This window comes from Moorella humiferrea, from assembly GCF_039233145.1.
Classification (GTDB): domain Bacteria; phylum Bacillota; class DSM-521; order Neomoorellales; family Neomoorellaceae; genus Neomoorella; species Neomoorella humiferrea.
In genome coordinates this window covers 136710-147500 of record NZ_CP136419.1, presented here as the reverse complement: position 1 = coordinate 147500, position 10791 = coordinate 136710, and the positions used below count along the sequence as shown (strand labels likewise).

The 10791-nt window shown below is 55.3% G+C and carries 15 protein-coding genes (1 of these 15 cut by a window edge); all 15 read right to left on the bottom strand.

All coding sequences use genetic code 11. The features are described from left to right. Positions 1-890, bottom strand: the 5' portion of a protein-coding gene (gene lysS, locus MHFGQ_RS00850; protein ID WP_106005100.1) for a lysine--tRNA ligase. The gene continues 550 nt to the left of window position 1, outside the view; the window shows 890 of its 1440 coding nt (coding positions 1-890); its start codon is at positions 888-890; its stop codon lies off the left edge, out of view. A 38-nt stretch (positions 891-928) separates the two neighbouring features. Further along, complete coding sequence (greA, locus tag MHFGQ_RS00845; protein ID WP_106005082.1) at positions 929-1408, bottom strand: transcription elongation factor GreA; 480 nt, start codon at positions 1406-1408, stop codon at positions 929-931. Between the two features lie 210 nt (positions 1409-1618). After that, positions 1619-2701 (bottom strand): polysaccharide biosynthesis protein, encoded by a 1083-nt coding sequence (locus MHFGQ_RS00840; RefSeq protein ID WP_106005081.1) that lies wholly within the window; start codon positions 2699-2701, stop codon positions 1619-1621. Between the two features lie 23 nt (positions 2702-2724). After that, positions 2725-3627, bottom strand: coding sequence for a quinate 5-dehydrogenase (locus MHFGQ_RS00835; protein WP_106005080.1), 903 nt, complete (start codon positions 3625-3627; stop codon positions 2725-2727). A gap of 15 nt (positions 3628-3642) precedes the next feature. Then, a complete protein-coding gene (locus MHFGQ_RS00830) occupies positions 3643-4170 on the bottom strand; it encodes a helix-turn-helix domain-containing protein (protein WP_106005079.1) in 528 nt (175 codons plus the stop codon). Positions 4171-4244: 74 nt separating this feature from the next. Continuing rightward, on the bottom strand, positions 4245-5255 hold the full coding sequence (gene dusB / locus MHFGQ_RS00825; RefSeq protein ID WP_106005078.1) for a tRNA dihydrouridine synthase DusB: 1011 nt from the start codon (positions 5253-5255) through the stop codon (positions 4245-4247). After that, a complete protein-coding gene (locus MHFGQ_RS00820) occupies positions 5239-6003 on the bottom strand; it encodes a type III pantothenate kinase (RefSeq protein WP_106005077.1) in 765 nt (254 codons plus the stop codon). The genes dusB and MHFGQ_RS00820 overlap by 17 nt, the downstream gene beginning before the upstream one ends. Positions 6004-6101: 98 nt before the next feature. Next, a complete protein-coding gene (locus MHFGQ_RS00815; protein WP_170066214.1) occupies positions 6102-6251 on the bottom strand; it encodes a hypothetical protein in 150 nt (49 codons plus the stop codon). Beyond that, the gene (locus MHFGQ_RS00810; RefSeq protein WP_106005076.1) at positions 6241-6789 is read right to left on the bottom strand and encodes a biotin transporter BioY; all 549 of its coding nucleotides are present in this window, start codon (positions 6787-6789) and stop codon (positions 6241-6243) included. Before MHFGQ_RS00810 ends, MHFGQ_RS00815 begins: the two co-directional genes overlap by 11 nt. Positions 6790-6886: 97 nt before the next feature. After that, the gene (locus MHFGQ_RS00805) at positions 6887-7870 is read right to left on the bottom strand and encodes a biotin--[acetyl-CoA-carboxylase] ligase (protein ID WP_211292867.1); all 984 of its coding nucleotides are present in this window, start codon (positions 7868-7870) and stop codon (positions 6887-6889) included. Positions 7871-7943: 73 nt separating this feature from the next. Next, on the bottom strand, positions 7944-8330 hold the full coding sequence (gene panD, locus MHFGQ_RS00800; RefSeq protein WP_106005074.1) for an aspartate 1-decarboxylase: 387 nt from the start codon (positions 8328-8330) through the stop codon (positions 7944-7946). Next, positions 8305-9180, bottom strand: coding sequence for a pantoate--beta-alanine ligase (gene panC, locus MHFGQ_RS00795; RefSeq protein ID WP_106005073.1), 876 nt, complete (start codon positions 9178-9180; stop codon positions 8305-8307). Before panC ends, panD begins: the two co-directional genes overlap by 26 nt. Then, a complete protein-coding gene (locus MHFGQ_RS00790; protein ID WP_106005072.1) occupies positions 9168-10085 on the bottom strand; it encodes a Rossmann-like and DUF2520 domain-containing protein in 918 nt (305 codons plus the stop codon). Before MHFGQ_RS00790 ends, panC begins: the two co-directional genes overlap by 13 nt. Before the next feature lie 176 nt (positions 10086-10261). Next, entirely contained in the window at positions 10262-10585 is a 324-nt protein-coding gene (folK, locus tag MHFGQ_RS00785; protein WP_277997014.1) for a 2-amino-4-hydroxy-6-hydroxymethyldihydropteridine diphosphokinase, read from the bottom strand. A 4-nt stretch (positions 10586-10589) separates the two neighbouring features. Further along, positions 10590-10778, bottom strand: a complete 189-nt coding sequence (locus MHFGQ_RS00780; RefSeq protein ID WP_277997013.1) for a 2-amino-4-hydroxy-6-hydroxymethyldihydropteridine diphosphokinase — start codon at positions 10776-10778, stop codon at positions 10590-10592. Positions 10779-10791 lie beyond the last annotated feature (13 nt).

Genomic DNA, 10791 nt, shown 5'->3' with positions numbered 1-10791 from the left:
GGTGTCAAATTAATCTCCTCGCCCTGATAGGTGACGGTTGTCCTTCCCAGGGCTTCAGCGGCCACATAGGCCACCATCTCTTCCAGAAGATGCATCATATCTTCGTAATCGGCATAGGCCTGATACAGCTCGATCATGGTGAATTCAGGGTTATGCTTGGTCGATATGCCTTCATTGCGAAAAACGCGACCCATTTCGTAGACCTTTTCCAAACCGCCCACCAGGAGCCGTTTTAAATGGAGTTCCAATGCAATACGCAGGTACAAATCGATATCCAGGGCATTATGGTGGGTGATAAAGGGCCGGGCGGCGGCGCCGCCGGGAATGGCGTGCATGCTCGGCGTTTCTACTTCCAAAAAGCCGCGGGCGTCCAGGAAACTCCTTATGGCCCGCAGGATTTTGGCCCGGGTGATAAATACATCTTTGACCTCAGGGTTGACAATAAGATCGAGGTAGCGCTGCCGGTAACGCAAATCTACGTCCTTTAAGCCGTGCCATTTTTCCGGCAACGGCCTTAAACTTTTGCAGAGAAGGACTAAATCACGGACCTCCAGGGATATTTCCCCGCGATGGGTACGAAAAACCCTGCCCTTTACGCCGATGATGTCGCCTATATCAAGTTTGCGAAAAAAGCCGTAAAGCTCCGCCCCAACGTTATCGATACGAATGTACAGCTGGAGGCGGCCGTCCCGATCCTGCAGATCTACGAAAGACGCCTTTCCATGCCCCCTTATGGCCATAATACGGCCAGCCAGGGAGGCTTCGCGCCCCTCCAATTCTTCAAAATTGAGGCGCACCTGGGCCGTGGTGTGGGTACGGGCAAACCGGCCTCCATACGGGTCGATGCCTTCCTCACGTAGTTCCTTTAATTTTTCCAGGCGCACCGCCATCAATTCGTTCTCTGCTTCCAAATCGACGTACCTCCTGTTTATCCACGGTTAATTTTGATTATCTGATAACGCAAAGTCCCGGCAGGTACCTGAATATTTATTATTTCTCCAATATGATGGCCCAGCAGGGCTTTGCCTACGGGCGATTCGTTGGAGATGCGATTTTCCGCGGGATCGGCCTCCATAGAGCCAACGATTTCGTATTCCAACTCTTCTCCGGTGTCCATATCCTTCAAGGCGACCCTGGAGCCGAGGGAAACGACGTCGTCAGGCATTTCGCTGGCGTCAATAACCCTAGCGTTGCGCAGCTTCTTTTCTAACGTAAGAATGCGGCCTTCGATGAAGGCCTGTTCATTCTTGGCATCCTCATATTCCGAGTTTTCGCTGAGGTCACCGAACTCAATGGCCTGCTTTAAACGTTCGGCCACCTCCCGTCGCTTTACCGTCTTTAGGTATTCTAGCTCTTCTTCCAGTTTCTTTAAGCCATTCATGGTCAATAAAGTTTCTTTTTCTGCCATCCTCTGTTCGCTCCCCTTTAATTACCGCATAAATTATTGGTACCAATGCTATCTCAATATATGTCCTTTTGCGCTCCTTTATGCGGCCGCTCCACAGGTCCAAGTACCATAACAAGCACCGGGGTTGCCCAGTGCTTGTCGTGTCACGGTCTTTTCTGTTTACTGGTATTATAGGCCTGTCCGTTTACTATGTCAATACTTTTCCAAAAGCTAACGGGCAAGGGCCAATTTGCGCCTGGCCCGCTCGCGAATGGCTTCGACCTTGGCTTCTGGCACCGGTAGCTCAAAACTGCGAAAACCGGCTACGCGAAAACCGTGTTTTGCCGCCAGCCGGTTTATGGTGTCTACCTGATCTACGGTTAAATCGCGGCCCAGAGTAAAGTTCTCAATGCGGCCCTCGAGGGCAAGGATCATGGTTTCGGCCATACAGGCATAGGCCAGCCCCGGCGGATAACCGAAATTAAAGTTAAAATTAACGTCACCGGGTACCTCCACCACACCGCCGTCGATGACCAGGACGTCGTCCCTAAGTTCTGCCACCCTCCTGGATACATCCCGGGGCCGGGCAACGTCGCAAACTACCGCCCCCGGCTTTAAATATTCCGGTTCGATAACGGTATCTACCGCCGCGGTTACGGTGATAATTACATCGGCGCGGCGCAGGGCTTCCTGTATGCTACGGGTTATCCTCGCCTTGACGCCGGTCATCTCCTTTATCTCTCCGGCAAGGCGCACCAGCTTATCTTCATTGCGGGCGACGAGGGTAAGTTTCCGGCAGCGTCGGGCCAGGATTTTTGCGCAGACGGCCCCTATGGAACCCGTCGCCCCTACCACTACTACCTCGGCCTCTGGAAGCTCGATGCCCATCATGGCCGCCGCCTTCTCTGTCGCCTCAATGGCCGTGGCTACGGTGTAGCTGTTGCCGGTAGTTACTGCGATATTCAAATTGCGAGCCACGGTAATCCCGGCATCGCCAACAACCGAAGTCATGGCCCCCAGGCCCAAAATTTCGGCGCCAAGGCTCTCGGCCAGGCGCCCGGTTTTTATAATCCGCTGAATTACGAAACTTTCGGGCAGGTTAACCATCTGGCGTGAGGTCAAGGGACAGGCTACAAACCATCCTTCCGTTTCGGCGTGGGGAGAACGAACGCCGGTAATGCGGGAAACTTTTAATGGGGGAAGGTAGCGCATGACCCATTCAAGGAGTGCAGGCGGTAAATGGCGCGCGAAGGAAAACTTTCTAGTAATATAGCCGGCATCCAGGGGGTGAATCATAAAGGCAAACCGGTGCAAGGCAGGCGCCTCCTTTACGAGAATTAATTTAAATTAACGATCCGGGGTTTAAAATCCAGCTGGTCCAGCAGGCGGTTGTAATCTTCCGGGGTGACTTCTTCCGCCCTTTTGCCACTTAAAGTTAAAAGTACGCCCTCCATGACGTTGGTGCCGAAGGAACGCCCGTGAAATTCAGGGGTGGTGGTAATGAGGGTTTTGAGGCGCCGGCGGCCCAGCTCTTCAACGTCGGCGCTGGTTACGGTATTGGTTATTATTATCTTCCCTGGCAGCTCGGGCGGCAAATAACGACGGATAAAGAGGAAATCGCCGGCAATAATCTCCGCTTCCTCATAATAGCGCTGGTAGCGGTTGTCGATCTTCTCCTGTTCTTTACCTGTGGGATATAAAAGTTTAAAGGGTAATAGACGTACCAGAGGGGCCGCCAGATAGGCCACCCGCTGGAACTTTCTTAAGGAACGAATGGGCACAGGTATTCCTAGGCCAAAAATCAAGTCGCCGCAAATGAGATCCGCCCCGGCGGCGTCCAGGGCTTCCGCCATACCGAAGCGGTCAACGGCGCTGACTAAAAGAACCCTTTTGCCCCGAAATTCCACAATACCTTCCCGGTCCAAAAAATCTATCACCCTGCGCTCCAGGGTATCCTTTAACCCCCCTCCGTCTACTATGGGGGTTAATCGTGCCGCCCGCACGATTCTCGCCGCGTCTCGCAGGAGATAGCGCCTGGAACCCACCCGGATGTAAAGGTCCATTCCCCCCAGGCCGAAGGCATCCACCTTGCCGTCCAGCTCGCGAATGAGGCTTATCATTCGTCCCATATCGCCGTCGGTACCGATGCGCTCGATGCGGAACTTTTCTCCCAGGAATTCCGCTTCCACCTGGTGATCCCGTTTGGAGGAACCCAGGCTAATGCTGACCACTCGTTTCATCTTTTAACCTACCCCTTACCTCTCAACTAGCCCGCGTACCAGCGACCGTAGTTCTTCGACGTTTACCTCCCTGTCACCTCTAATGGGGGAAGAACCGATCTCCACACCTACCACTTCCCTCCCCAGCAGGGCTTCGCTGACCTTGATGCGATAGTCGGAACCGATAATGACGACGACATCGTAATCCCGCACCCGGGCGACAATCTCCATCAGCTGGTTCAGTAACTCCAGCCCGCTTTTCTTGCGGACAAAATCCCAGCGTTCAGCATCAGTTAAAAGTAATATGTATTCCACACCCTCCTGCCGCAGCATATTTTCCAGTTCGGCTTTATTGGCTACCGGGAAACCCACCACAGCTATGCGCCGGCCGCGCCGTATCTCGCCCAGGCTTTCCAGGCGGGACACAAAGGAACGGTCAACGCCTACCTGCCGGGCCGTTTCCTGCTGGGAAAAACCCCGACATCGCAACGCAAAAATACGTTCCAAAGTTGAATTGATTTTACGTCTGCTGATTAATTTATCTCCAATCCGAATGAGATCCATGGCCGTCTCCTGTGCACAAAAATGTGCAAGGTAATTATAACAAAATTATAAAGCCCCGGCAAGTTTTACCGGAGCTAATGGGCATGAGGGGCGCGTACTTTTTTTTGGTAGTAGTCGCGGGTATAAGCCTCAAGGGCCCCTATAACCTCTCCGGCCGTGTCCAGGGTAAATAGGTGCTGGCGCAGGCGGGCCGCTCCCGGTAAACCCTTAATATAACAGGCTAGAACCTTCCGCATCTCTTTTACAGCCGTCTTTTCCCCCTTTGCCTCGACCATCATGTTTAAATGCCGGATGGCCATGGCCATCCGCTCGGCCAAATCAGGAGGTGGAGGTAACTCTTTCCCTTCAAGGGCGGCGCGGATGGCCGAAAGCAACCAGGGATTGCCGACGGCCGCCCGCCCAACCATAACTGCGTCACAACCTGTCTGTTCCAGCATGGCCAGGGCATCCGCCGGTGTCCTGACATCACCGTTGCCAATGACCGGTACCGGTACGGCTTCCTTTACCCTGCGGATGCAATCCCAGTCGGCCCTGCCGCTGTAAAACTGGCTGCGGGTGCGGCCGTGGACGGCCACCGCCTTTGCCCCGGCCTCCACCACCGCCCGGGCTACCTCAACAACATTTACGGAATCTTCATCCCAACCCTTACGCATCTTGACCGTCACCGGCACCGGCCCGGCCGCCTCCACCATGGCGGCGACAATATCCGCTGCCAGGGGTAAATCACGCATAAGGGCCGCCCCTTCACCGTTTTTTACTATTTTAGGCGTCGGACAGCCCATATTTAAATCGACAAGGGCCGCCCCGGCCGCCACGGCCATTTTGGTAGCCCTGGCCAGGATTTCCGGCTCGCGGCCAAAGAGCTGAACGGCAACCGGACCAGGTTCATCCTTTAAATCGAGGAGCGCCCACGTAGCCTTACTTTGATAAATAAGACCCTGGGCGCTGATCATTTCAGTATAGGTTAATGCCGCCCCCGCTTCTCTGGCGAGGCGGCGAAAGATGCGGTCGGTAAAACCCGCCATGGGCGCCGTCACCAGGGGTGCGTCCAAGGTAACCGGGCCAATTTTAACTGTTGCGCTCATAGACGATCCGCAAACCCTCCAGGGTCAACAGCGGGTCAACCTTATCGATACATTGGGCTTCGTGGGCTATAAGCCCGGCCAAGCCTCCGGTGGCGACCACCAGGGCCTTCCCCCCCAGCTCGGCCTTCATGCGGTTGACAATGCCTTCGACCTGCCCGATAAAACCGTACATAATGCCCGCCTGCATGCAGGCTACGGTGTTTTTACCGATTACCCGTGGCGGTCTGATGAGTTCTACGCGGGGCAGTTTGGCCGCCCGGGCAAAAAGGGCGTCGGTGGCGATACCAATGCCGGGGGCGATGGCCCCTCCCACGTACTCCCCTTCCGCCGATATTGCGTCAAAGGTGGTGGCGGTGCCAAAGTCCACGACAATGGCCGGGCCGCCGTAGAGTTCATAGACGGCCACGCCGTTGACGATCCGATCGGCGCCTACCTCCCTGGGGTTGTCAAAGCGAATGGGCATCCCTGTTTTTACCCCGGGGCCGACAACCAGCAGCTGGCAGTTGAACTGTTCCTTTAACATCATGGTCAAAGTCTGGGTTATAGTCGGCACCACGGAAGCCATGGCCACGGCTTTGATGGTCTCCAGGCCCAGCCCCTGGTAGTGGGCCAGTTGACGTAAAATCAGGCCGTATTCATCGGCCGTCTTCTGCCGGTCGCTGGCCAGGCGCCAGTGGCATTGCAGTTTCTTTTCTTTATAGAGGCCGATAACGATGTTAGTATTGCCGACATCTATGACCATTAACACGCCTGCATCCCTCCGTTCCTTTCAACTTCAATTATTCCACAGTACCCGGCTTTATCCTCTTTCCTGCCGTAAAAAAATAACCCCCGTTAAGGGGGTAGTTACCAGCGGCAATAACCACCGGCCATCCACGTACAACCGGCACAGAGGTGCCCAGCCGCCAGGGCATCTACTTTCTGCCCGACAAACTCCCGCGATGCGGCCCAGGTCAGGGCGGCACCTGGCGCCAGGCCCAAATATTTAAGGACCAAGGTACCCTGCCTGCTGCAGCGCCCGCCGGACCTGGAGGCTGATGGCTGCCGCCAGGACCAGTTTGGCCAAGTCCAGGGGGATGTAGGGTAGAACCCCCAGGAGAAGACCTTTGACCAGATTAAGATGCAGAAGATACATTAACTGTATAGTACCCAGAACGTAGATTACTACCAGGCAGGTAAGCATGCCGACAGCCAGGCGGCCGTAACCCGGTTCCCCTTTACCCCTTTCCAGGACCAGGCCCATGACGTAGACTCCCAGGGCAAAACCCCAGAGGTATCCCCCCGACGGCCTGGCAAAGGCCGCCAGGCCGGATCCGCCGCGGGCAAAGACAGGCAAGCCAATGGCCCCCAGGAGTAAGTAAACAATTATAGCCAGGGTGCCTCTATTTTTACCCAGGATGGCACCGGCCAGGAATACTCCCAGGACCTGGCCGGTAATGGGTACTGGTGAAAAGGGCAGGGGGACAGCTACCTGGGCCAGGACGGCTATCAGGGCGGCAAAAAGGGCTACCAGGGCCATATCTTTAGCTTTCACAGTTACGGTTTCTCCTTTCTTATTTGTTAACCTCTATTATTTAATTAAGTTAACTATTAAACTATAAATAAAGTAAAATTAAACCCAGCCTACAAGTCTAAACCGGCCGCAAAGTCACCTCCCCCGAGGTAAAACGCCGAACCTCGCCCCCTGCTGTTCTCACCTTCAAGGCGCCTTCGGCGTCGATATCCACGGCCACTCCCGTGGTTACTTCCCGCCAGGAGTTAACGGCCACTTCCCGGCCCAGGGTGACGCTGGCTTCTTTCCAGGCCCTGCGCACCGGTTCAAAACCCTCTTCCTGCCAGCGCTCGTACCATTTTTCCAGCTGGTAGAGCATCTCTTGAAACAATGGTAAACGCGCCACCCGTCGCCCCAGCTCTAAAAACAGGGAAGTGGCGTACGGCCTGACGTCGGGGGTAAAATCGTCAGCTTCGGCATTGACATTTAAGCCGATGCCCTGAACGATATATTCCACGGCATCCATTTCGGCCTTAATTTCCGTCAGGATACCGCACACCTTCCTGCCGCCGAGCAAAATATCATTGGGCCACTTTATGCCCGGCGGGAGGCCGGTATATTTACGGACTGCCGCAGCTACCGCCACCGCGGCCAATAAAGTCAGCTGGGACGCCTGGGTCGGCGCTACCCGGGGGCGGAAGATAAGGGAAAACCAGATGCCTTTTTGGGGAGGCGACAGCCACAGCCGTCCCCGCCTGCCGCGGCCGCCCGACTGGGCCTCGGCTACGACTACCGTCCCCTCCGGCGCCCCGTTGTCGGCCAGTTCCTTGGCCACCTGGTTGGTAGAACCCACCTCGTCGTAATAATAAAGCTGCCGGCCCAACCATGAGGTCTTAAGCCCCACCGCCACCTCTTCGGGGTACAAACAATCGGGCGTGCCCAGCAGGCAATAACCGCGCCGGGTTTGGGCGTCGATCCGGTATCCTTCCCGCCGCAGGGCCTGGATATGCTTCCATACCGCCGTCCTGGTTATTGCCAGCTGCCTGCTCAGCTCTTCCCCGGAGATATATTCCCCGCGGTGGCGGCGTAAATAATCGAGGACCTGATGCTTAGAACCTTCCATACCCATGCTTTTATTTTACAATTCCTTTTTATGGTTGTCAACTTTAGATCACCATATTAGTTTACATATATCTTTAGACCCATACCTCTAAAGGTTTTTCTCCTTCTTTAACTTCAACAACACGATTGCCCTTGTCCAAAAAAATCACCCGCGGTTTCAGGTTCCGGGCTTCTTCTTCGGTATAGATGCCGTAGGAAATGATAATCACGATATCCCCCGGCTGCACCAGCCGGGCGGCGGCCCCGTTGGCGCAAATAACCCCGCTCCCTGGCGGTCCGGGGATGGCGTAGGTTTCCAAGCGGGCGCCGTTATTGTTGTTGACCACCTGGACCTTTTCATTGGGTAAAATATCGGCCGCCTCCATCAACCGGCTGTCAATGGTGATGCTACCGATGTAATTCAAGTCGGCAGCCGTGACAGTGGCCCGGTGGAGCTTACTTTTCATCATGGTGCGCCACATCGTCCTTAACCTCCACAATCATATTGTCGATGAGACGGGTACCTCCCACCCAAACGGCTACGGCCAGGAGGACCCTGCCCCTGATCGCATCTAACGGTTCCAGGGTAGCGGCATCATTTACCGCCACGTAGTCTATACGTGTATCCGGGTAAGATAAAATTTCACGGGTCATGGCTTCCCGCACCACCGCGGCGTTACGTTCACCCTCGACGATAAGCCTGGTGCCGAGTTGCAGCGCCCGGTATAAAGAAAGGGCCGACCGGCGTTCCTCAGGGCTTAAATACTTATTCCGGGAACTCATGGCCAGGCCGTCCTGCTCCCTCACGGTGGGGACGGTGATTATTTCTACCGGGAAATTCAGATCCCTGACCAACCGTTTAATTATTACGGCCTGCTGATAATCTTTAAGGCCGAAGTATGCCCGATCGGGTTGGACGATATTAAACAGCTTGCTCACCACCGTGGCCACCCCCCTAAAGTGGCCCGGCCGTGAAGCGCCACAGAGAACATCCGATAGCCCTTCAACCTGAACGTAGGTGGCATATCCGGAAGGATACATTTCTTCCACAGAAGGAGCAAAAATGGCATCAACCCCCGCTGCAGCGGCCAACCTTTTGTCCCTTTCTAGATCCCTTGGATAACGTTCCAGGTCTTCCCCAGGTCCAAACTGGGTCGGGTTGACAAAAATGCTCATAATAACGACGTCATTCTGCTCCCTGGCCGTTCTGGCCAGCGTTAAATGGCCTTCATGAAGGTATCCCATGGTGGGGACAAGCCCGATGCTCTGCCCCCGTTTCCTGGCGCCTGCAACAAACTCGCGGACGGCAGCAATCGTCGTCAATACCTCCATTTTTCCCCATCCCCTTCTAGGTTATAGGTCTCCTCTGGTCCCTTTGTCAGCATACGGTACAAATGGTCACGAACGCAGGCGTCAATAGTTCCTTTGCGGACAGCCAGGCCGGCAGTGTAGCGTCCCAAGGCGCAGTAGAGCTCGTCCACTTCTGCCGGCACATTTCCCATGGCTTTTAAATGATCCCGGATGGTATCCAGGTCGCCCCTGGCTATGGGCCCGGTCAGGGCCTGGGGAATTCCCACCGCTTCTATGTTATCCAAAGTTCCTTTAATTAAAGGCATAAGTGCCCGCCCCGCCAATGCCGGTTCCACGCCTGCGGCCTGCATAAGGCGACGGCTTAAATCGATGAGGCTTACCAAATAATTGGAAGCGACGCAGGCGGCGGCATGGTAAAGGGGTTTGGCCGCGGAGCTGATAACGAAATACTCGCCCCCCAGATCGGCCACCAGGCGTTTCCCCAATGGCAGGGCCTGTTCATCGCCTTCCAGGCTGAATACTGAACCTGGCAGATTGACCACCGCCCGCTCGGCATCGGCGCATGATTGCAGGGGATGGAGGCTTAAAGCTAAAGCCCCCGCCCACCGGGCGGGTTCCAGGATGCCGGACGACAGGGAACCGCTCATATGGATTACCGTTTGCCCGGGGTGGAAGCCGCCATGGGCGGCAATGGCTTCTGTTACCGGGCCAATGGCCTGATCATTTGTGGTGATGAAAACCACCTCAGCCTGCCGCGCCAATTCTTCAGGACGTTCAAATACAGGGCAGTTAAGCCGCGCCGCCGCCCGTCGGGCCGAAGCAGGGGTACGGCTGGCCACGCCTATTATGTCGTAGCCGCGTTGACGCAGTAATATCCCCATTCCCGTACCGACGGCTCCGGTGCCGACTATACCTACCCGTAACATTGCCAGGCCTCCCTAAATCCCCAAAAATGAAAAACTTCCGACCGGCTGCCGGAAGCTCCTTCTTCCCATCACCCGTCTCGGTCTTAAAGGGATCCAAGCGGTTTTCTTCTACTTTAGTTTGCTAAAAATTAAAGTTTAAAGTGCACTCCTTTTTTAAGGTAGCGCCTACAGCTATTTTAGCACCGGGCCTCCCGGTATGGCAATACTACCTGCCCGTCAAAAGGCCCCCGGGCAGCCTCGGCGGCGCGGCGGCCGTTGGGTAAAACCAATTCCGGAGCGATTTCCGCTAAAGGAATGAGGGTAAAGGCCCGTTCTATAAGCCGGGGATGGGGGATCTTGAGGTCCGGCTCGTCAACGATCAAACTATCATAAATCAGGATGTCAATGTCGATATTGCGTGGACCCCAGCGTTCCCGCCTCACCCTCCCTATTCGTTCCTCAATCCCCAGGACCACGTCCAGCAACGCCCGCGGGGAAAGAGTAGTTTTTATCTGGACCACGCCGTTAAAGAAACCACCCCTGTTCCGTTTTGCCCACCGGGGAAGTTTCATACCAGGATGATAGGCCTTCAACCTTTATTCCCTCGACAGCAGCCAGAAGGGATAGGGCCTGCAGCAGGTGGCCTTCCCGGTCGCCCAGATTAGAGCCCAATCCCAAATAGGCTGTGACAGGGCCCTTTTCCCCTTCCCCCATCCTTTCCACCACC

What these genes read in the sequence shown, in the direction of transcription:
- greA (WP_106005082.1), bottom strand. Translation starts at nt 1,408, where the DNA reads ATGGCAGAAAAAGAAACTTTATTGACCATGAATGGCTTAAAGAAACTG.
- MHFGQ_RS00835 (WP_106005080.1), bottom strand. Translation starts at nt 3,627, where the DNA reads ATGAAACGAGTGGTCAGCATTAGCCTGGGTTCCTCCAAACGGGATCAC.
- MHFGQ_RS00830 (WP_106005079.1), bottom strand. Translation starts at nt 4,170, where the DNA reads ATGGATCTCATTCGGATTGGAGATAAATTAATCAGCAGACGTAAAATC.
- dusB (WP_106005078.1), bottom strand. Translation starts at nt 5,255, where the DNA reads ATGAGCGCAACAGTTAAAATTGGCCCGGTTACCTTGGACGCACCCCTG.
- MHFGQ_RS00805 (WP_211292867.1), bottom strand. Translation starts at nt 7,870, where the DNA reads ATGGAAGGTTCTAAGCATCAGGTCCTCGATTATTTACGCCGCCACCGC.
- panD (WP_106005074.1), bottom strand. Translation starts at nt 8,330, where the DNA reads ATGTGGCGCACCATGATGAAAAGTAAGCTCCACCGGGCCACTGTCACG.
- panC (WP_106005073.1), bottom strand. Translation starts at nt 9,180, where the DNA reads ATGGAGGTATTGACGACGATTGCTGCCGTCCGCGAGTTTGTTGCAGGC.
- MHFGQ_RS00790 (WP_106005072.1), bottom strand. Translation starts at nt 10,085, where the DNA reads ATGTTACGGGTAGGTATAGTCGGCACCGGAGCCGTCGGTACGGGAATG.
- MHFGQ_RS00780 (WP_277997013.1), bottom strand. Translation starts at nt 10,778, where the DNA reads ATGGGGGAAGGGGAAAAGGGCCCTGTCACAGCCTATTTGGGATTGGGC.